This window comes from Ruegeria pomeroyi DSS-3, from assembly GCF_000011965.2.
Classification (GTDB): domain Bacteria; phylum Pseudomonadota; class Alphaproteobacteria; order Rhodobacterales; family Rhodobacteraceae; genus Ruegeria_B; species Ruegeria_B pomeroyi.
Genome location: NC_003911.12, coordinates 280,696 through 300,822, shown reverse-complemented (window position 1 = coordinate 300,822; position 20,127 = coordinate 280,696). Strand labels below are relative to the sequence as shown.

The following is a 20,127-nucleotide window of genomic DNA, read 5'->3' as shown; positions in this document are numbered from 1 at the left end:
GGCAAGGGAAAGCGGATTGGGCTGGACAGCCCGCGCGACGGGGTCGAGCATGGGGTCATGTCCCGCGTCCACCTCTTGCTGTTGTCCGTTCTGCTCTGGCTCTGCGCCGCGGTTTCCGCGAGCGCCGCGACCGGCGATTGCCCGCCCGGAACCTTGCGGTGTGGCGCGACAAGCTGTTGTTCGGGGGCGCAGACCTGCTCCTGGGACGGCTACTGCATCCCGCTGGGCGCGACCTATTGCGGCGGTGGTCGCTCGTGCGGCCCGTTCGAGCAATGTGTGGCGGGTGGTACCCAATGCGCGCCCAGGGACACAGGCAGGTGCCAGACCGGCCTGACCTGCGGCCCCGGCATGACCTGCACCGCCAGCGGCAGATGCGTTCCCGCCACCACGCGCGATCTGGACCTCCCCATAAACACACCCTGCAAGGATGGGCGGGTCTGCCCGGCAGGCACCCAATGCCTGCCCGGCGGCGGGTGCAGCCGTGTCGGCTGGTATCTGTGCGAAGAGACCGGATCGCAATGCCGCCCCGGCTTCAAATGCTCGGCCGAACGGGGCTGTGTCCCACTCAAGGCTGTCGATTGCGGGCAGGGAAAATGGTGCAAACCGGGCGAGATCTGCCTGCCCGAGGGCGGCTGCGCCCCGGTCGAATGAGGCGAAGGGCCGTATTGCCCCCGGCCCGCACGCTTTCTATAAGCGGCGCAATCGCCTGACCGGAGCCGCCCATGTCATTTGCCCACCGACACCTGCTTGGCATCGAACAGCTGTCTCCCGCCGATATCACCGCCATCCTGGACCTGGCCGAGACCTATGTGGCCCTGAACCGGCAATCGGCCAAGCATTCCGACGTGCTGTCGGGGCTGACCCAGATCAACATGTTCTTTGAAAACTCCACCCGGACGCAGGCCAGTTTCGAACTGGCGGGCAAGCGGCTGGGCGCGGATGTGATGAACATGTCGATGCAGGCCAGCTCGATCAAGAAGGGCGAGACCCTGATCGACACCGCGATGACGCTGAACGCCATGCATCCCGACCTGCTGGTGGTGCGGCATCCGCATTCGGGCGCTGTGGACCTGCTGGCGCAGAAGGTCAATTGCGCGGTGCTGAACGCGGGCGACGGGCGGCACGAACATCCGACACAGGCGCTCTTGGATGCGCTGACGATCCGCCGGGCCAAGGGGCGGCTGCACCGGCTGAACATCGCCATCTGTGGTGACATCGCGCACAGCCGCGTGGCCCGCTCGAACCTGATCCTGCTGGGCAAGATGGAAAACCGCATCCGCCTGATCGGCCCGCCGACGCTGGTTCCCGCCCAGTTCGCCGAGTTCGGCGCCGAGGTCTATGACGACATGCGCGAGGGGTTGAAGGACGTCGATGTAGTGATGATGCTGCGCCTTCAGCGCGAGCGGATGGATGGCGGTTTCATCCCGTCCGAACGCGAGTATTACCACCGTTACGGGCTGGATCGCGAGAAGCTGGGGCTGGCCAAGCCAGATGCCATTGTGATGCATCCCGGCCCGATGAACCGGGGGGTCGAGATCGACGGAACACTGGCCGACGATATCAACCGCTCGGTGATCCAGGAACAGGTGGAAATGGGTGTCGCCGTGCGCATGGCCGCGATGGAGCTGCTGGCCCGCAACCTGCGAGAGGCCACATGACCCGGCTTGACGTTTCCGCAACCGAACACGGCGTGATCCGGCTCTATTCCCTCGACATGCGGCCCGAGGAGGCGCGGTTCCTGCAAGAGCCGGGCGCGGTGGCGCAGTTCCTTGGGGTCGAGACGCTCGACATGGATCATGTCGAGGTCTTTCCGGTTGCTGATCTCGAAGAACTTGGCCTTGACGGGTATCTGGCCGAGGGGTTGGGCGTGCCCGAGGACCAGTTCGACCGTGCCGCGCTGCGGGCGCGCACCGGCTGGGTGCTGATGCTGCGCAGCCGGGCCTTTGGCGGGCGGGCGCTGGACCTGCCGCTGCCCGCGGTGATGACGCTGATCGGCACCTATCGCGAGGCCGGGACCGATTGGTCCGGCACCCTGATAAAGACCGCCAGCGCCCTGCCCCATTCCGCGCCCCGCCTTTCTCCGCGCGAGGCACGGCGCAAGGCACGCAATATCGGCTTCACCATGTTTGCCATCATCATGTCACTGATCATCGCGGGGCTCGCATGGCTGATCCTGTGATCCGCTTTGTTGCAGACCGGCAGGCCTATCTGCGCAACCACACGTGGATGGCGGCAATCGCCATGGGCGGCGCCATGGCGGTGCTCTGGGCATTGGGCAATCCCTATATCTGGACCGGCGCCCCTGCGGGTCTGGCCGCGATTGCCCTGCGCGGCTGGTATCTGGCGTCCGAGGAACTGGCGGTGGTCTGGGAGATCTCCGAGGACACGCTCAGCGGGCCCGGCCCCCGCGTGCCGCTCAGCCAGATCGAGATTGTGCGCACCATGGGCAGCTATGTGCAGGTGATTACCAAGGGCGGTGACAAGCACCTGATCAAGTACCAGGCGGATCCGGCCGCCACCAAGGCCGCCATCGAAAGGGCGATGACATGAGCAACATCCTTTTCACCAATGCCCGGCTGATCGATCCCGAGGCCGGCACCGACCGGATCGGCTGGTTGCGTGTCACTGGGGGCCGGATCGTGGCAACCGGCGAGGACAGCCCGCAAGGGCTGGAGGAGCCGCCTGCCGAAACCCTCGATTGCGGCGGCAAATGCCTGGCCCCCGGTATCGTCGATATCGGGGTCAAGGTTGGCGAGCCGGGCGAGCGCCACAAGGAGAGCTACAAGTCGGCAGGACAGGCGGCGGCGGCGGGCGGTGTCACCACCATCATCACCCGGCCCGACACCAATCCGGCCATCGACACGCCCGAGGCGCTGGAATTCGTCACCCGCCGGGCACAGGCCGATACGCCGGTCAACGTGCTGCCGATGGCGGCGCTGACCAAGGGACGGCAGGGCCGCGAGATGACCGAGATCGGGTTCCTGCTGGATGCAGGCGCGGTGGCCTTCACCGATTGCGACCATGTGGTCACCAATACCAAGGTGTTTTCCCGCGCTCTGACCTATGCCAAATCCTGCGGCGCGCTGGTCATCGCCCATCCGCAGGACCCGGGGCTGAGCGAGGGGGCGGCGGCCACCAGCGGCAAGTTCGCGGCGCTTTATGGCCTGCCCGCCGTCTCGCCGATGGCGGAACGGATGGGACTGGATCGCGATATCGCCCTTCTGGAGATGACGGGCGCGAAATACCACGCCGACCAGATCACCACCGCACGCGCCCTGCCCGCGCTGGAACGCGCCAAGAAGAATGGGCTGGACATCACCGCCGGAACCTCGATCCACCATCTGACCCTGAACGAGCTGGATGTGTCGGGCTATCGCACCTTTTTCAAGGTCAAACCGCCCCTGCGCAGCGAGGATGACCGGCAGGCGGTGATCGAGGCGGTGCGCACCGGCCTGATCGACACGATCAGTTCCATGCACACACCGCAGGACGAGGAAAGCAAGCGGCTGCCCTTCGAAGAGGCCGCAAGCGGCGCGGTGGCGCTGGAAACGCTGCTGCCCGCGGCACTCAGGCTCTATCATGCCGGGCAGCTGGATCTGCCCACCCTGTTCCGCGCCATGGCGCTGAACCCGGCGCGGCGGCTGGGGCTGGCGTCGGGGCGGCTGGGCGCGGGCGCGCCCGCCGATCTGGTGCTGTTCGACCCGGATGTGCCCTTTGTGCTGGACCGGTTCACGCTGAAATCGAAATCGCAGAACACCCCGTTTGACGGCCAGCGAATGCAAGGTAGGGTGCTGGCGACCTATGTGGCCGGACAGGCCGTTTACCGGAGAGACTGATGCCCGCTTTCGACACACCGGCGATGATGCTGATCCTCTGGGCCGTGATCGGTTATGGCCTGGGGTCCATCCCTTTTGGCCTGATCCTGACCCGCGCGATGGGGATGGGGGATCTGCGCCAGATCGGCTCGGGCAATATCGGCACCACCAATGTACTGCGCACCGGCAACAAGGGGGCGGCGGCGCTGACCTTGCTGCTAGATGGCGGCAAGGGCGCCGTCGCGGTGCTGCTGGCGCGCGCCTTTGCCGGAGAGGACGCAGCGCAGGTGGCGGCGCTGGCGGCGTTTGTCGGCCATTGCTATCCCATCTGGCTGGGGTTCAAGGGCGGCAAGGGGGTTGCGACCTTTCTGGGCCTCTGGCTGGCACTGGCCTGGCCCGTCGGGGTCGCCTGTTGCCTGAGCTGGCTGGCGGGGGCGGCGGTGACGCGGATCTCGTCCATGGGGGCACTGGTGGCGGCGGCCAGCTCGACGTTCTGGCTGGTACTTCTTGATCAGGGCGCGGGCTTTGTGCTAGGCATCGTTCTGACGCTGATGGTGTTCTGGCGCCACCGGGCCAATATCGCGCGGCTAAAGGCCCGCACCGAACCCAAGATCGGTCAGAAATCGGCTTGAACCTTCAGGAACTTGCGCTCGCCCGATTGCGGGACTGGCCGCTAGGCACCACAATCGGCCTGTCCGGTGGGCGGCGTTATGCCGTGTCCAAATCCGCATACGCGAGCGGCAGATCCATCAAGCTTGTCGCGACCGAGCTGGGTGGCACCGATTACATCAGCCTCAACCTCTACGAGCTGGCCCAAGCCCCGCGCCTGGCCCCCTGCGAAATGCCACTGGCCAAGGTGCTGGCCTTTCTGAGCGAGTTGCGCCCCGAGGGGAAACAGGCCTGATCACGGGCCGACCCGTGACCGCTCACCAGATCAACACGACCGGTCAAAAAGAGTTGCTTTGAACGTGAACGACCCACCACCCAAATCGGGGTCACCACGGTGCAATTACGCCGTGCGGGATCAAAGGGACCCTATCGCGCATCAATCGCCAAGGGCCCAACAACGCGAAAGGCACTTAGAATGAACACTCTCAAATCCTTCATCGGCGGCGTCGCCCTGTCGCTGACGCTGGCCGGTTCGGCCATGGCAGCCGGTGTCGACCTGAACGCCAGCTCGACCGGTCTGGCACTGCAAGGCTATGACCCGGTGGCCTATTTCACCGTGGGCGAAGCCACTGAAGGCGACTGGAAGATCACCGCGGTCTATGATGATGCTACCTATCGCTTTGCCAACGCCGAGAACAAGGCGACGTTCGAGGCGAACCCGGAAGCCTATCTGCCGGCTTATGGCGGTTACTGCGCCTTTGGCGCCGCGATGGGCTTCAAATTTGATGGCGACCCGGACAACTGGAAGATCGTCGACGACAAGCTGTACCTGAACCTGTCCGACGAGATCCAGGCCAAGTGGGAAGAGGACGTCCCCGGTTTCATCGTGAAGGCCAACGCCAACTGGACCGACATCGCCGACAAGGCCCCGGCCGAACTGCAAAACTGAGTTCGCCCCAGAAAGTGAGAACGGCGGCAGAGCGATCTGCCGCCGTTTTCCGTTCGGGCAGGGGCAACCATTCCCGGTGTGTCAGCCCATATCCGGCACTGGATTGAGGCCGCTACAGGACCAGGACTCTCGGCCGGTAAAGGACGGTTGCAGCCGGCACGCTTGCTGAGAGGAAGACCTTTGGGCATCTATCGTATCGAGTTGCGGCCGGTCGCCACTCCTTCAGCCCGCTGAACATGATCTCGATCGCTGCCCAGCGGTGCATTTGTGGCAATCGCACGAGAGAGGCGATTGCGCAGCTGGTCGCATAGGCATGAACGATTCAGGGATTGAGAAACTGATCGCCTGCCCCAATGGCAAGCGCAATTTGGCGAACCTTCCCAAGAGGTTCGTCAAATCCAACACTAGACCCAAGCAGGGAAAGGATAGTTTATGAGAAGTGGTGAGCCGTGCAGGATTCGAACCTGCGACCCACTGATTAAAAGTCAGTTGCTCTACCAACTGAGCTAACGGCCCACTCTCTTGTCCGGTCTTTCGACCCGTGGCGCTCTCTAAGCCAATTCACCGATGAGGTTCAAGAGCTTATTTGCACCTCGCGTCGCTTTCGTTTCCGGCGTGTCCGGCGACCCGATAGGCGGCCTAATTAGGCAGGTGGCAAAGGGGGGTCAACCCCCTTTTTTGCCGAAACCGCGCGGCAGGCTGGATTAAGTGTTCCCGCAGCGTTATATGCCCGCCATGACACAGCAGAGTACCGGTATGACCTTCATGAAGATGCACGGGCTGGGCAACGATTTTGTCGTTGTCGATGCGCGCTTGCATCCGGTGCGCATTACCGGGGCGCTGGCCCGGGGAATCGCGCATCGCCATCTCGGCGTGGGCTTCGATCAGCTGGCAGTGATCGAGCCGGGCAAGGGCGATGCCCATCTGGTGTTTTACAATGCCGACGGTTCGACCTCGGCCGCCTGTGGCAATGCCACCCGCTGTATTGCACGGCATCTGATGGACGAGACCGGCAAGACCGAGTTGCACCTGACCACCGACCGTGGCGATCTATATGCGCGCGACGCGGGCGATGGGCTAACCTCGGTCAACATGGGCGCGCCGCAACTTTTGTGGCACGAGATCCCGCTGGCCGAAGAGATGGATACGTTGGAACTGCCGATCGAGGGTGGCCCGACCGCCACCGGCATGGGCAACCCGCATTGCACCTTTTTCGTTGCGGATGCCGAGGCGATTCCGCTGGCAGAGTTCGGTGCGCGCTACGAGCATCACCCGCTCTATCCGCAGCGTACCAATCTGCAGGTGGCGCAAATCACCGGCCCCGACCGTATTCGCATGCGGGTGTGGGAGCGTGGCGTCGGCATCACCCTGGCCTCCGGCTCCTCTTCCTGCGCCACGGCCGTGGCCGCCGCACGCCGGGGCCTGACGGGGCGCAAGGTGCAGATCGACCTCGACGGCGGAACCATCTGGATCGACTGGCGCGAGGACGGCGTCTGGATGACCGGCCCCACCATGCATGTGTTCAGCGCCACGCTGACGCCCGAATTCCTGGCCAGCCTGGGATGAGCGCGCCCAAGTTCACCACGCTCGGCTGCCGCCTCAACGCCTATGAGACGGAAGCGATGAAGGAACTGTCCGCCCAGGCCGGGCTGGATAATGCCGTCATCGTCAACACCTGCGCCGTCACCGCCGAGGCCGTGCGCAAAGCCCGTCAGGAAATCCGTCGCCTGCGCCGCGAGAACCCCACCGCGCGGCTGATCGTCACCGGCTGCGCCGCCCAGACCGAGCCCGAGACTTTCACCGCCATGGCAGAGGTCGACGCGGTGATCGGCAACACCGAAAAGATGCGGCCCGAAACCTGGAAGAGCATGACCGCCGATTTCATCGGCGAGACCGAGGCGGTGCAGGTCGACGACATCATGAGCGTGACCGAAACCGCCGGTCACCTGATCGACGGCTTCGGCACCCGTTCCCGCGCCTATGTGCAGGTGCAGAACGGCTGCGATCACCGCTGCACCTTCTGCATCATTCCCTATGGCCGCGGCAATTCGCGCAGCGTTCCGGCGGGCGTGGTGGTGGACCAGATCAAGCGGCTGGTGGATCGCGGCTATAACGAGGTGGTGCTGACCGGAGTCGACCTCACCTCCTGGGGCGCCGATCTGCCCGCACAACCGAAACTGGGCGATCTGGTGATGCGCATCCTGCGGCTGGTGCCCGACCTGCCGCGCCTCAGGATCAGCTCCATCGACTCGATCGAGGTGGACGAGAACCTGATGCAGGGCATCGCCACCGAACCCCGCCTGATGCCGCATCTGCATCTCAGCCTGCAACATGGCGACGACCTGATCCTGAAACGGATGAAGCGCCGCCACCTGCGCGACGACGCCATCCGCTTTGCCGAAGAGGCCCGCCGCCTGCGCCCCGAGATGACCTTCGGCGCCGATATCATCGCCGGTTTCCCGACCGAGACCGAGGCGCATTTCGAGAACTCGCTGAAGCTGGTCGATGACTGCCACCTGACCTGGCTACATGTCTTCCCCTATTCCCGGCGCGAGGGCACGCCCGCCGCCAAAATCCCCAGCCAGGTGAACGGCAAGATCATCAAGGAGCGCGCCGCCCGCCTGCGCGCCGCAGGCGACAGGCGCGTGGCGCTGCACCTTGCCGAACAGGTCGGCCGCAGCCACCGCATCCTGATGGAAAGCCCGCACATGGGCCGCACCGAGCAATTCACCGAAGTGCATTTCGACACGCCCCAGCCCGAAGGCCAGATCGTTACCACCACGATAACCGGCACCTCAGGCAACGCGCTGACCGCGTGACAGCGCCCTTGGGCTTCTTTCTGGTCAGAAATACTCCGGGGTGAATTGCCCGCAGGGCAAGAGGGGCAGCGCCCCTTCCCTAATCCGGATCAGCCAGCAGCTCTTCCATGAACAGGCTGAGGAACTGGGTCCGCCCATCGACCCCCGCCTTTGCATAGATCGCCGCCGATTGCGCCCGCACAGTTCCGGCAGCCCTTCCCCGGACGGTGGCAATGCTGTCATTGTCCAGCCCCTTGAGGATCATCAGCGCCACATCGCGCTCCGCAGGTGTCAGCCCCCAATCGGCAAAGAAGCCCTCGATCACCTCGGCCATCTCGCCTCGTGCCGCGCGCAGGGTGGTGGTGACGCGTTCCATCCGCATCAGCAACTGGCGCAGCTCGTACATCAGCACGCCCAGCCCGATGCACAGAACCAGCGCCACGCTCCCCTCCAGCCAAAGGTGGGTGCCCGTGTCGTCATTCCCGGCGCGCAGATCGGCCAGCACATCACCGATGAAGAACAGGGCGCACAGGGCCTGCAACACGATCATCCAGGCCAGGATCGCGGCCCGGCGCTCATCCGCGTCGCCGGGCCGCATCAGGGGGCGGAGCCATGGGGTCATCCGTCCAGCCGTTCCGCTTGTATCCGCTTGCGCCCTGTCACCATCGCGCGGGCCAGCGGTACGCCGGTGCGCCATTGGTCAAACAGCACACCGCCCACATGCAGTGCCACCGAGAACATCAGCCAGCCAAAGGCAGCCTCGTGCAGCTCTTCGACCCAGTCGACGCCAAAGAACGTGACCGTGCCCATCATGATGCCCGTGGCGCTCAGCGCCAGCAAAGTCAGCCACAGGTTATAGACCATCAACGCCCCCAGGGGATTATGCGACAGGTGAACCTTGCGCTCGCCCCGCAGCATCGCCCGAAGGTGCCCCAGCGCAGCAGCGGGGCTGGGTGGGAAGGCGGAGAAGCGCGCCGGTTTCGGCCCAACGATACACCACAAGAGCCGCAGCACAACCAGCGCCAGCACGCCATAGCCGACCTGCTCGTGCAGTGCACCATCGGGATCGGTCAGCGCACTGTTGACCAGCACGCCCAGCGCCACCCCCCAATGCGTCAGCCGCACCAGCGGATCCCAGACGCGAATCTCGCGGGCGCCTTCACGCCCACCCGGAGTCCCGGCCATCCGTCGTCACTCCATCTCGATCTTGCTGATCTTGCCGGTCTTGGGGTCGACATAGACCTCGGCCATCTTGCCGTCCTTGACCACATAGGCCTCGATCTTGCCGTCCTCGTCCTCGATCTTGCGGACGTCGTAGCCCAGGTCTTTCAGGCTGGTGCGGATCTCGTCCGGGGTGCTGCCCAGCTGGGTGTCGGTGGTGAGATCAAGGGCCAGAACCGGACTGGCGGCCAGGGCGAGTGCGGCGATCAGGGCAAAGGGTTTCATGGGACATCTCCTGAAGTTGCGACAGGCGGACCATCCGCCGTCTGTCCCGAAACTGGCCATGCACCCGGCCCCGCTGCCATGGGAACGGGGCTTACTGCGCCTAAATAAGCGCCTGCTGATGGGTCTGAACGCTCGCCGCAACTGCAGTCACGTCCAAAAAAGCCAAAAGAAAACCCCCGCACCGGGGTGCGGGGGTTTTCGAAACCAAAGTGCAAAAGCAGCTTAGTGCTTCTTGCCCTTGTGCGGCGCCCAGAGGCGCTTGTTGGTCAGGTACAGCATGCTGGCCAGAATGGTCAGGAAGATCACGCCGACCAGACCTGCCTGCTTGCGGGCCATCATCTTGGGCTCGGCCGCCCACATCAGGAAGGCCGACACGTCAGCCGACATGTGGTGCAGGTCGTTGGCATGACCATCTGCAAACTCCACCTGCTCATCCGAGATCGGCGGCGCCATGGAGATCCAAGAGCCCGGCGCCTTGCGGCCGATCTCGACGCCTTCGTCGTCGAAAATCTTGCATTCGTCCGGATAGCCGCCAGGGGCGAAGGCCACGTTGTAATAGCCGTCCATTTCCTCGGGCGCACAGGCGGGCGGGTCTTCGTAGCCAGTGAGGATCGAGAAGATGTATTCCGGGCCGCCCATGCCGCGCACCAGCTGGTTTACGCCGGTGCCGTAGGGACCGTGGAAGCCGGCCCGCGCCTTCGCCATCAGCGAAAGGTCGGGTGCGCCGGCGCCAGTATTGGCCGGGAAGTGATCGGTCGGGATCGCCGGACGATCGTCTTCCAGTTCCGGGTCGTAGACCGAGAAGGTCTCGGAGGCATAGGCGCGGACCTGTTCGTCGGTCCATCCGATGCCACCCTCGTCGCCCAGCGTGCGCAGCGGCACGTATTTCAGGCCGTGGCAGGCAGCGCAGACCTCGGTATAGACCTGAAGGCCGCGTTGCAGCTGGTTCTGGTCATAGGTGCCAAAGGGGCCTTCGAACGAGAACTGGAAATCCTCGATATGCTGCTCACCGCCACCTGCCGCATGGGATGCGACAGGAGCAAGCGCCAGGGCAAAAGCGGCACCGATTGCAAGTTTCTTGAACATGAGTTCCGGTCCCTCTTCTTACTCGGCCGGAGTGGCGTCAGACGCCGTGCCGTAGTGCGCGTTGAAGTCTTCCTCGATCGTGGCCGGCTGCGGCAGCGGCTTCTCGATCACGCCCAGGATGGGCAGGATCACGAAGAAGTAGCCGAACCAATAGGCCGAAGCGATTAGCGAGAAGGATGCATAGGGTTCTTCCGCTGGCATCGCGCCCAGCCACATCAGGGCGAAGAAGTCGATGATCAGCAGGTAAAACCACCATTTGAACATCGGACGGTACTTGCCCGAACGCACCGACGAGGTGTCGAGCCAGGGCGCCAGCGCCATGGCCAGGATCGCGCCGAACATCGCCAGCACGCCAAAGAACTTGGCGTCGATGATGCCGCCGGTCACAAAGCTGGCGATCTGCACCACCCAGACTTCGGAGGTGAAGGCACGCAGGATGGCGTAGAACGGCAGGAAGTACCATTCGGGCACGATATGCGCGGGCGTCACCAGCGCGTTGGCCTCGATATAGTTGTCGGGATGGCCCAGATAGTTCGGCATGAAGCCGACGATCGCCCAGAAGATCACCAGCACGATGGCCAGCCCCACCAGGTCCTTGATCACGAAATAGGGCCAGAACGGCAGCGTGTCCTTCTCGGCCTCGGCCTTCGATCCGCGACGCACCTCAACACCCGTGGGGTTGTTGTTGCCGGTGGTGTGGAAGGCCCAGATATGCACGATGACCAGCGCCGCGATGACGAAGGGCAGCAGATAGTGCAGCGAGAAGAAGCGGTTCAGCGTGGCATTGTCCACGGCGGGCCCGCCCAGCAGCCAGGTCTGGATCGCCTCGCCCACAAAGGGGATGGCGCCAAACAGGCCAGTGATCACGGTTGCGCCCCAGAACGACATCTGTCCCCACGGCAGCACATAGCCCATGAAGGCGGTGCCCATCATGCAGAGATAGATCAGCATGCCGACGATCCAGGTGATCTCGCGCGGGGCCTTGTACGAGCCGTAGAACAGGCCGCGGAAGATGTGGATATAGACGGCGACAAAGAACAGCGAGGCGCCGTTTGCATGCAGATACCGCAGCATATAGCCGCCGTTCACGTTGCGCATGATATGCTCGACGCTGGCAAAGGCCATGTCGACATGCGGCGTGTAATGCATCACCAGCACGATGCCGGTGACGATTTGCAGCGCCAGGCAGAAGGCCAGGACGATGCCCCAGATCCACCACCAGTTCAGGTTCTTGGGGGTGGGGATCATGATGGTGTCATAGATCAGGCCGACGATGGGCAAGCGGCTGTTCAGCCACTTCTCTGCGCCCGTCTTCGGTTCGTAATGGTCGTGCGGAATACCGGCCATGAGCGCGCTTCCTTATCCCAGCTTGATGGTGTTTTCGTCGACGAACTCTGCAACCGGAATGTGCAGGTTCTCGGGCGCGGGACCTTTGCGGATCCGGCCAGAGGTATCGTAGTGCGAGCCGTGGCAGGGGCAGAACCAGCCGTGGAAGTCGCCGGCGCCGTCGCCCAGCGGCACACAGCCCAGATGGGTGCAGACACCCATCATCACCAGCCATTCGCCGTTTTCGTCCAGCGAGCGGTTTTCGTCACCGCCATCACCGCCACCACTCAGGTTGGGGTTGCGGGAGTCGTTGTCGATCAGATCGGACAGATCGACCGCGCGGGCTTCGTCGATCTCGGCCTGGGTGCGGCGGCGGATGAACACCGGCTTGCCCAGGAACTTGACGCTGATCTGGGTGCCGACCTCGACACCGCTGATGTCAACGCGAATCGACGACAGCGCCTGAACATCCGCCGACGGGTTCATCTGGTTGACCAGCGGCCAGACAGCGGCCCCGGTGGTTACGACACCTGCGCCAGCCGTGGCGTAGTAGAGGAAATCTCTGCGGGTGCCTTCGTGATCTTCTGCGTGGGACACGAGGTTTTCTCCGATTCCAGCGCCCGGGTCCGGGCAAACATGCATGTGCACCGCAGATAACTACGGTGACTCAACGCGGGTATCTATCCGGGAGAAATCGGTTCGTCCAGCGGTCATAGGCGCGCAGGACGCCGCAGAACCCAATTCATGTCGCCATGGTGTCACACAATTTCAAGTCCCGTTGATACCGAAACAGGCACCGTTACCCTGCCGGAGGCCGGGTTGCCATCATCGAGGGGCGCGATTCGAAGCCGGCGAACCAGGCGGCCAGCGCCGGGTGCCCCTCCCGCCAGCCACGGGCATCATGCCGCAGGTCCAGATACCCCAGCGCGCAGCCCACCGCGATCTGACCCATGTCGAGCGGGCCGCTCAGATGCGCCATCCACCGCTCTTCCAGCGCGCTGCAAGCGCGGGCGATCTTGTCCCACTGGCTGTCGGTCCAGCTGTCCCAGCGCTTGTCCTCGGGGCGCAGCCGGGCCTCGTATGTTATCAGCAGGGCGGCATCCAGCATCCCGTCGGCCAGGGCCTCCAGCGTCAGCACATCCCAGCGCCGGGCGCCATCGGGATAAAACCCCGCCCCGCCCCGCGCATCCAGATAGGCACAGATGACCCGGCTGTCGAACAGGGTCGGGCCATCGGGCCGCTCGAGCGCGGGCACTTTGGCCAGGGGGTTCTTGCCCACCAGCGCTTCGGCCGGGGCAAGCGGCGTGCCGCCGGCGGTGTCCAGGTCTACGTCATCCAGTTGCCCGGATTCGTGCAGCAGGACCATGACCTTGCGCACATAGGGCGAGGTCGGGCTGTAATAGAGCTTCATCGCATGTTCTCCCTGTTTCTTTGTCCGTGCGGTCTGATCCGCGATCATCTTTAGTGGTATTCCGCGCGCTGCCGGGTTCAAGCCCCCCGCATCAATACGGCCAACGTTTCCAGCTCGGTGCCGATGGTGCTTGCCGCAACCCCCTCGGCCGCACCCATCCGCGCCGCCTCGGGCTTGTTCTGCCCCAGCTTCCAGGTGCCCTGTACATCTGAAACACGCATCCGGCAGGGCACGATCATACGCAACATCCGATCAAACGCACCGGGTGTCATCTTGGCACGGGTCCAGGCGGGCTTGGGCAAGAGCTGCTTCTCGAACCGGGCCGAGAGACGGTCCAGCAGGCCCGGCAACTCGCTCTCGGGCCGCAGATCCAACTCACCCGCCAGATGCACCGCGACATAGTTCCAGGTCGGCACCAGGTCCGCCACCCCGTACCAATCGGGCGAGATATATCCGTCGGGCCCGCTTACGGCGATCCGCGCCGGGAGCGGCGATTTGAGTGCCTGCACGATCGGGTTGGAACGCACCAGATGCAACTCGACCTCGCTGCCATCGCCGGACACCAGAAACGGCACATGGCTGATCAGGGGTGCGCCGTCCACCGCCACGGCCAGCACGCCAAAGCCCCGGTCGCGGGCAAATTCCAGATTACGTGCCACGCTTTCGCCGCGAAATGCCGGGTTGGGATGCATGATGGCCCTCCTGTTGCACCGATTTCGTCTTGCAGCGGCGAACGCTCCTTGGCAAGCTCCGTGTCGTTCTCAGGGCGGGGCGAAATTCCCCACCGGCGGTATGCGGGGCTTGATCCCGCCAGCCCGCGAGCGGCCCCGGCCCACGTCCGGGGTGTCAGCAGATCTGGTGAGAGACCAGAGCCGACGGTTACAGTCCGGATGAAAGAGAACGCACGGCCAGGCCACGCCTCCGCGTGTGCTCGTCCGTTCGTGATCGCCTTGGGTGACGTGTCAAAACACAAGGAGATTACGATGACACACACCCGCTATGCCTTCATCAAGGCCAACTGGCATGCCGATATCGTCGATCGCGCGCTCGAGGGGTTCCTCGAGCTCATCCCGCCGGAACAGGTCGACGTCTACGACGTGCCCGGCGCGTTCGAGATGCCGCTGCTCGCCCGTGACCTTGCCCAGACCGGGCGCTATGCCGCCGTGGCCTGCGCCGCCTTTGTCGTCGACGGCGGCATCTACCGGCACGATTTCGTCGCCCAGGCGGTGGTCGACGGGCTGATGCGCGCGGGGCTCGATACTGGTGTTCCGATCCTGTCGGTCTCGCTGACCCCGCACCAGTACCAGGAAACCGATCACCACAACGCCATCTTCCGCGCCCATTTCGTGGACAAGGGACGCGAGGCCGCCCGCGCCGCGCTTCAGATCACCGCGACCCGTTCGAAACTGGCGCAAGCGGCCTGATCTTCATTCCACCACAAATACTCCGGGGGGAGCCTACAAAATTCGACGAATTTTGTAGGCGGGGGCCAGCGCCCCCTTCCCCCCTTCACTCAGCAAACCCCTTGAGGCCGGGGACGCGCCCCGCTAAGCACATCGCGCAAAGGAGCGCCCCCATGTCGATGAACAGTTTTGGCCATCTCTTCCGTGTCACCACCTGGGGTGAAAGCCACGGTCCCGCGCTTGGCGCCACCGTCGACGGCTGCCCGCCCGGCGTGCCCATCGAAGAGGCGATGATCCAGCACTGGCTCGACCGCCGCAAACCCGGCCAGAACAAATACACCACCCAGCGCCGCGAAGCGGATGAGGTCAAGATCCTCTCGGGCGTGTTCGAGGGCCAGACCACCGGCACCCCGGTACAGCTGATGATCGAGAACACCGACCAGCGGTCCAAGGATTACGGGGATATCAAGGACAAGTTCCGCCCCGGCCATGCCGACATCACCTATTTCCAGAAATACGGCATCCGCGACTATCGCGGCGGCGGCCGCAGCTCGGCCCGTGAAACCGCAGCCCGGGTGGCAGCGGGTGGCCTCGCGCGCGAGGCTATTCGCGCCCTGGCCCCCAATGCCCAGATCACCGGTTACATGGTGCAGATGGGACCGCACCGCATCGACCGCGCCCGCTTCGACTGGGCGCAGATCGAGCAGAACCCGTTCTGGGTGCCCGACGCCCAGGCCGCCTCTGACTGGGCAGATTACCTCGACGGGCTGCGCAAATCCGGCAGCTCGGTCGGCGCGGTGATCGAGGTGGTCGCGCGCGGCGTGCCTGCGGGCCTCGGCGCGCCGGTCTATGGCAAGCTCGACACCGATCTGGCCGCCGCGATGATGTCGATCAACGCCGTCAAGGGCGTCGAGATCGGCGAGGGCATGGCGGCCGCCGAACTGACCGGCGAGGCCAATGCCGACGAGATCTTCATGGGCCAGAACGGTCCGCAATACAGCTCGAACCACGCCGGTGGTATCCTAGGCGGCATTTCGACCGGGCAGGACATCGTGGTGCGTTTTGCCGTCAAACCCACATCGTCCATCCTGACCACCCGCAAGACCATCACCAAGTCCGGCGAAGAGACCGAAATCATCACCAAGGGCCGCCACGACCCCTGCGTCGGCATCCGCGCCGTGCCGGTGGGCGAGGCCATGATGGCCTGCGTGATCCTTGACCACCTGCTTTTGCACCGGGGCCAGATCGGGGCCAACCGTGGCCATATCGGCTGACCTGCATCAGGCGCTGCGCGGCATCGTCGCCCAGCGCATGGCGACCGACCCGGCGCATGATCTCGCCCATCTGGACCGGGTCTGGGTCAATGTGCAGGCCATCGCCAGCCCCGGCGCAGACCGGGACGTGCTGCTGGCCGCCAGCTACCTGCACGATCTGGTGAACCTGCCCAAGAACGCGCCCGACCGGCACACCGCCTCGCGCCGCTCGGCCGACGAGGCCGCGCCGATCCTGCGCGACTTGGGCTTTGACGAGGCGCAGATCGCCGCCACCGGCCACGCCATCGCCGCGCACAGCTTTTCCGCCGGGATCTCGCCCGAGAGTGAGGAGGCGCGCATATTGCGCGACGCCGACCGGCTGGATGCGCTTGGCGCCATTGGTATCGCGCGCAACTTCTCGGTCTCCGGCTCGCTGGGCCGGGCGCTTTATGATCCCGCCGATCCCTTCTGTGAACGCCGCACGCCCGACGATGCGCTCTATTCGCTCGATCACTGGCGGGTAAAGCTGCTGTCGCTGCCGCAAGGCATGTTAACCGACAAGGGCCGGGCGCTGGCCGAGGCGCGCATCGCCCTGATGCTGCGCTTCCTCGACGATTTCGCGGCCGAGATCGGCACCCCCCTGCCCGAAGGCTGGACGCGGGGATGAGCCAGATCCTGACCATCACCTTCCCGATCTACGCCGCACTTGCGGTCGGGTTTCTGGTGGTCCGACAGGGTTGGTTCAGCAGTGCCGATATGCGGGTTCTGGGCCGCTACGTGATGGATATCGCCCTGCCCGCGCTCCTCTTCAACGCGGTGGCCAGCCGCGACGTGGCCGAGGTGTTCCACCCCGGCTATATGCTGGCCTTTGCCGCCGCCGGCCTTGCCACTGTCGCGCTCAGCTATCTGTGGTTCACGCTCACGGGCACCGAGGCCCGCCGCCGCGCCGTGGCGGTGATGGGCAGTTCCTGCCCCAATTCCGGCTTTGTCGGCTATCCGGTGATGCTGCTCACCTTTCCCGATCTGGCGGGCGTGATCCTGGCGCTGAACATGCTGGTCGAAAACGTGCTGATCATCCCCGCCTGCCTGATCCTGACGGACATGGCGCGTGGACGCGGTCAGGGCGGCATCGGCCAGCGGATCGCGGGCATCCTCTGGGGCGTTCTGAAGCGCCCGATGGTGATCGGTCTGCTGCTGGGCCTCGCGGTCAGCCTCGCCGGTGTGCCCGTGCCGCAGACCGTGACCCGGCTGATGCAGATGCTGGCCGCCTCCGCCTCGGCGCTGGCGCTTGTGGTGATCGGCGGCTCTCTGGCCGGGCTCAGCTGGAAAGGCAGCCGCTGGCATGCCGTACAGATCTCGGCGCTGAAACTGCTGCTGCACCCGGCGCTGGCCCTTCTGGCGGTCATCCTGGTCGCCGCTATCGGCCTGCCGCTTGATCCCGACATGGGCACCGCGTTGATCCTGTCGGCGGCGATGCCGATGTTCGGCATCTACGCCGTTCTTGCGCAGGAATTGGGGCACGAGGGCATGGCCTCGATCGCCCTGCTCACGGCAACGACGCTGGCCTTCTTTACCCTCTCCGGCCTGCTCTGGTGGCTGACCTGATCAGCGCCAGGCGGCAGGCGACGATCCCAGCTCGCAAGCCGCACTGTCCCAGCGCATCTCCGCCCCCTCGACGCTCAGAGCCGGTTTCAGCCGTCGCGCCGGGCCCCAAGATGTCTGCTCGTCCCAATCCGACAGGTCTTCGGGGGTGGAGCCGGTAATCGCCGGACCCTCCTCACCCGTCTCTAGGCCGCAAAGCAGCTCCGCCGTGCGCGCCAGCGACAGCCGCGCCGCAGACACGCCCTCCCCCCGGGCCGCCCGTGCCAGCGCCGTCAGGACCGCCGCCGCCATCAAATACCCCGTCGCATGGTCCAGCGCCTGCACCGGCAGCGGATGCGGCTGGTCGGCCCCGGCCCAGCCCATGCCCGCCTCGGCTATGCCGCAACTCATCTGCACCAGCGAATCAAATCCGCGCCGCCCGGCCCAGGGCCCGGTCCAGCCATAGGCGCAAAGGCTCACCTCGATCAGGTTCGGCGCCAGCGCCAAGCGCCGTTCGGGCGAACACAGCGCATCCAGCGCGCCGGGCCGATAGCCATGCACTAGCACATCCGCCCCCGCCAGCAGCGCCTCGAACCGGGCCCGGTCGGCGGCCTGTTTCAAATCCAGATGGGCGCAGGTCTTGCCTAGCGTCACATCCGGCACCACCCCCGGTTCCGACCAGCTTGGCGGGTCGATGCGCAGCACCTCGGCCCCGTATCCGGCCAGCGTCCGCGTCGCCACCGGCCCTGCCAGCACCCGCGTCAGGTCGAGCACCCTCAGCCCCGCCAGCGGCCGCGCCCGCGTGCCGCCGAAATCGCGTAAGACGCCCGCGCGCGTCGCCCAATGCACCAGCGGTTCCGCCGCCACCGCCGCCCCCTGCGGATGCGCCAGCCAGGCCGCCCGGCTGCGCATCGCCGCCGCTGCTCCGCCCGCACCGACAATGGCCGCTTCCAACGTATCGGCCTGCCAGCCGCGCACTGCCTCGGCCACCGTTGCGCGCTCGGCCCCACATCCCAGCACCGAGAGCGCCGCCGCGCGGTGATGGGGCGCGTTGGTATGCAGCTTGATCCAGCCATCCGCCGCCGCATAGTCGCCAGCAATCGCATCCCAGGCGCCGGGCATCTGCCAACCCTGCGGATGGATCGACCAGGAATACCACAGCGAGGCCAAACGCCTGTCGACACTGATCGCCGGACGCGGGCCAAGACCCCTGGCCTCAATCACCGCGCCCAGCGCCGCGCCCACCGCACCAAAGCAGCGGGTTGCCAGATCGGTCACCGCGAACCGGGACGGCCACGTGCCCTCACCCTGAACGTCAAAACCCTGCGGGCCAAAGGCGCTTGCGATCTGATCCATGACGGCAGACTCCCAGACTTGTTTCTGCGTTTGCACAATGGCCGTTACCGTTACCAATAATCAAGCAATTGATCTTTCCCGGGCAAAGGCGCAGGGTCGCGCCATGGCCAAACCCTTAACATCGCATCGACCGATTCTGGCCGTCTCGCTCAAGCTTGGCGCGTTGGTTCTGTTCACCTCGATGTCCGCATTGATCAAGGTGCTGTCCGCCGATTTTCCGGCCGGAGAAATGGTGTTCTTTCGCTCGCTCTTTGCCATTCCGGTGATCATCCTGTGGCTGCTGGCGCGGGGTGAATTGCGTCAGGGCCTGATCGTCAAGAAACCGATGGGCCATTTCTGGCGCGGAGTACTGGGAACCGGTGCCATGGGGCTGACCTTCACCGGTCTGGGCCTGCTTCCCCTGCCCGAGGTCACAGCCATCGGCTATGCCACCCCGATCTTTACCCTGATTCTGGCGGCGCTGATGCTGGGCGAGACGATACGGCTGGTGCGTATCGGCGCTGTGGCGCTAGGGCTGCTCGGGGTTCTGATCATGCTCTGGCCGCGTCTGGGCACCGGCGCCTCGCTGGATCAGGCGGCCACCATCGGCGCGCTCTGCGTGCTGGCGGCCACGGTCGCCCGCGCCTTTGTCCAGATCCATATCCGGCAACTGGTGCAGGTCGATCATGCCGCGGCCATCGTGTTCTACTTCTCGCTGACGGCGACGCTGCTGTCGGGACTGACCGCGTTCTTCGGCTGGGTCACACCGACCCCGGAACAGGCGGCGATCCTGATCCTGACCGGATTGGTGGGCGGGGTGGCGCAGATCCTCGTCACCTCCTCCTACCGCTTTGGCCAGGCCTCGATGCTGGCGCCATACGACTATGCCTCGATGCTGTTCGCCATCATCATCGGCTACATCTGGTTCGACGAATGGCCGACGCTGGTCATGCTGGCCGGCGCCATGCTGGTGATCGCGGGCAACGTGGTGGTGATCTGGCGTGAGCGGCAGCTTGGGTTGGAGCGCGGCAAGGCCCGCTCGGTCACCGACCCCAAAGGCTGACCTTTACCTTTCCGCGCCACGCCCTAGGGTAGCGCGCAACCGGGAAAGGAAC

At 65.0% G+C, this 20,127-nt stretch carries 24 protein-coding genes, 1 tRNA gene and 1 riboswitch; of the genes, 15 read left to right on the top strand and 10 right to left on the bottom strand.

All coding sequences use genetic code 11. The annotated features are described in order from the left end of the window. The first annotated feature begins 57 nt into the window (after positions 1-57). From SPO_RS01460 to SPO_RS01425, 8 genes are all read left to right on the top strand, one after another. Positions 58-651, top strand: coding sequence for a hypothetical protein (locus SPO_RS01460; protein WP_044027797.1), 594 nt, complete (start codon positions 58-60; stop codon positions 649-651). A gap of 71 nt (positions 652-722) precedes the next feature. Next, entirely contained in the window at positions 723-1,658 is a 936-nt protein-coding gene (locus tag SPO_RS01455) for an aspartate carbamoyltransferase catalytic subunit (RefSeq protein ID WP_011046048.1), read from the top strand. Next, a complete protein-coding gene (locus tag SPO_RS01450; protein WP_011046047.1) occupies positions 1,655-2,179 on the top strand; it encodes a hypothetical protein in 525 nt (174 codons plus the stop codon). The genes SPO_RS01455 and SPO_RS01450 overlap by 4 nt, the downstream gene beginning before the upstream one ends. Then, positions 2,164-2,550, top strand: coding sequence for a hypothetical protein (locus SPO_RS01445; RefSeq protein ID WP_011046046.1), 387 nt, complete (start codon positions 2,164-2,166; stop codon positions 2,548-2,550). Before SPO_RS01450 ends, SPO_RS01445 begins: the two co-directional genes overlap by 16 nt. Further along, positions 2,547-3,836: a dihydroorotase gene (pyrC, locus tag SPO_RS01440; RefSeq protein ID WP_011046045.1), complete on the top strand. Its 1,290-nt coding sequence runs from the start codon at positions 2,547-2,549 to the stop codon at positions 3,834-3,836. The genes SPO_RS01445 and pyrC overlap by 4 nt, the downstream gene beginning before the upstream one ends. Beyond that, positions 3,836-4,447, top strand: coding sequence for a glycerol-3-phosphate 1-O-acyltransferase PlsY (plsY, locus tag SPO_RS01435; protein ID WP_011046044.1), 612 nt, complete (start codon positions 3,836-3,838; stop codon positions 4,445-4,447). Before pyrC ends, plsY begins: the two co-directional genes overlap by 1 nt. Continuing rightward, the gene (locus SPO_RS01430) at positions 4,444-4,719 is read left to right on the top strand and encodes a hypothetical protein (protein WP_011046043.1); all 276 of its coding nucleotides are present in this window, start codon (positions 4,444-4,446) and stop codon (positions 4,717-4,719) included. The genes plsY and SPO_RS01430 overlap by 4 nt, the downstream gene beginning before the upstream one ends. A gap of 180 nt (positions 4,720-4,899) precedes the next feature. Beyond that, a complete protein-coding gene (locus SPO_RS01425) occupies positions 4,900-5,373 on the top strand; it encodes a YHS domain-containing (seleno)protein (protein ID WP_011046042.1) in 474 nt (157 codons plus the stop codon). A 440-nt stretch (positions 5,374-5,813) separates the two neighbouring features. On the opposite strand, the gene SPO_RS01420 is transcribed toward SPO_RS01425, so the two are convergent. Continuing rightward, positions 5,814-5,889, bottom strand: a tRNA-Lys gene (locus tag SPO_RS01420). A 210-nt stretch (positions 5,890-6,099) separates the two neighbouring features. Between SPO_RS01420 and dapF the strand changes: the two genes are divergently transcribed. Together dapF and mtaB are read left to right on the top strand one after the other, a co-directional pair. After that, the gene (dapF, locus tag SPO_RS01415; protein ID WP_044028925.1) at positions 6,100-6,939 is read left to right on the top strand and encodes a diaminopimelate epimerase; all 840 of its coding nucleotides are present in this window, start codon (positions 6,100-6,102) and stop codon (positions 6,937-6,939) included. Further along, positions 6,936-8,192: a tRNA (N(6)-L-threonylcarbamoyladenosine(37)-C(2))-methylthiotransferase MtaB gene (gene mtaB / locus SPO_RS01410; protein WP_011046039.1), complete on the top strand. Its 1,257-nt coding sequence runs from the start codon at positions 6,936-6,938 to the stop codon at positions 8,190-8,192. The genes dapF and mtaB overlap by 4 nt, the downstream gene beginning before the upstream one ends. 79 nt (positions 8,193-8,271) lie before the next feature. On the opposite strand, the gene SPO_RS01405 is transcribed toward mtaB, so the two are convergent. The 8 genes from SPO_RS01405 to SPO_RS01370 form a co-directional block, all read right to left on the bottom strand. Continuing rightward, positions 8,272-8,793: a helix-turn-helix transcriptional regulator gene (locus SPO_RS01405; RefSeq protein ID WP_044027795.1), complete on the bottom strand. Its 522-nt coding sequence runs from the start codon at positions 8,791-8,793 to the stop codon at positions 8,272-8,274. Then, a complete protein-coding gene (locus SPO_RS01400; protein WP_011046037.1) occupies positions 8,790-9,356 on the bottom strand; it encodes a cytochrome b/b6 domain-containing protein in 567 nt (188 codons plus the stop codon). Before SPO_RS01400 ends, SPO_RS01405 begins: the two co-directional genes overlap by 4 nt. Before the next feature lie 6 nt (positions 9,357-9,362). Next, complete coding sequence (locus SPO_RS01395) at positions 9,363-9,617, bottom strand: PepSY domain-containing protein (protein ID WP_044027794.1); 255 nt, start codon at positions 9,615-9,617, stop codon at positions 9,363-9,365. 222 nt (positions 9,618-9,839) lie between these two features. After that, entirely contained in the window at positions 9,840-10,703 is an 864-nt protein-coding gene (locus SPO_RS01390; protein WP_011046035.1) for a cytochrome c1, read from the bottom strand. Between the two features lie 18 nt (positions 10,704-10,721). Then, positions 10,722-12,050 (bottom strand): cytochrome b, encoded by a 1,329-nt coding sequence (petB, locus tag SPO_RS01385; RefSeq protein ID WP_011046034.1) that lies wholly within the window; start codon positions 12,048-12,050, stop codon positions 10,722-10,724. A gap of 12 nt (positions 12,051-12,062) precedes the next feature. Beyond that, positions 12,063-12,626, bottom strand: coding sequence for a ubiquinol-cytochrome c reductase iron-sulfur subunit (petA, locus tag SPO_RS01380; RefSeq protein ID WP_011046033.1), 564 nt, complete (start codon positions 12,624-12,626; stop codon positions 12,063-12,065). A 202-nt stretch (positions 12,627-12,828) separates the two neighbouring features. Continuing rightward, a complete protein-coding gene (locus SPO_RS01375) occupies positions 12,829-13,440 on the bottom strand; it encodes a glutathione S-transferase (RefSeq protein WP_011046032.1) in 612 nt (203 codons plus the stop codon). Between the two features lie 77 nt (positions 13,441-13,517). Beyond that, positions 13,518-14,132, bottom strand: a complete 615-nt coding sequence (locus SPO_RS01370; RefSeq protein ID WP_011046031.1) for an FMN-binding negative transcriptional regulator — start codon at positions 14,130-14,132, stop codon at positions 13,518-13,520. Positions 14,133-14,193: 61 nt separating this feature from the next. Beyond that, positions 14,194-14,346, top strand: a riboswitch (FMN riboswitch). Between the two features lie 77 nt (positions 14,347-14,423). On the opposite strand from SPO_RS01370, the gene SPO_RS01365 reads away from it, so the two are divergent. From SPO_RS01365 to SPO_RS01350, 4 genes are all read left to right on the top strand, one after another. Further along, entirely contained in the window at positions 14,424-14,864 is a 441-nt protein-coding gene (locus SPO_RS01365; RefSeq protein WP_011046030.1) for a 6,7-dimethyl-8-ribityllumazine synthase, read from the top strand. Positions 14,865-15,016: 152 nt separating this feature from the next. Further along, positions 15,017-16,117: a chorismate synthase gene (gene aroC / locus SPO_RS01360; protein ID WP_011046029.1), complete on the top strand. Its 1,101-nt coding sequence runs from the start codon at positions 15,017-15,019 to the stop codon at positions 16,115-16,117. Beyond that, positions 16,101-16,763: an HD domain-containing protein gene (locus SPO_RS01355; protein ID WP_144083943.1), complete on the top strand. Its 663-nt coding sequence runs from the start codon at positions 16,101-16,103 to the stop codon at positions 16,761-16,763. Before aroC ends, SPO_RS01355 begins: the two co-directional genes overlap by 17 nt. Further along, complete coding sequence (locus tag SPO_RS01350; protein ID WP_011046027.1) at positions 16,760-17,701, top strand: AEC family transporter; 942 nt, start codon at positions 16,760-16,762, stop codon at positions 17,699-17,701. The genes SPO_RS01355 and SPO_RS01350 overlap by 4 nt, the downstream gene beginning before the upstream one ends. Here SPO_RS01350 and SPO_RS01345 read toward each other — a convergent pair whose 3' ends face one another. Then, a complete protein-coding gene (locus tag SPO_RS01345) occupies positions 17,702-19,033 on the bottom strand; it encodes a CoA transferase (RefSeq protein WP_011046026.1) in 1,332 nt (443 codons plus the stop codon). A 103-nt stretch (positions 19,034-19,136) separates the two neighbouring features. Here SPO_RS01345 and SPO_RS01340 point away from each other — a divergent pair, with 103 nt between their 5' ends. Continuing rightward, positions 19,137-20,075, top strand: coding sequence for a DMT family transporter (locus SPO_RS01340; RefSeq protein WP_044027793.1), 939 nt, complete (start codon positions 19,137-19,139; stop codon positions 20,073-20,075). The last annotated feature ends 52 nt before the right edge of the window (positions 20,076-20,127 follow it).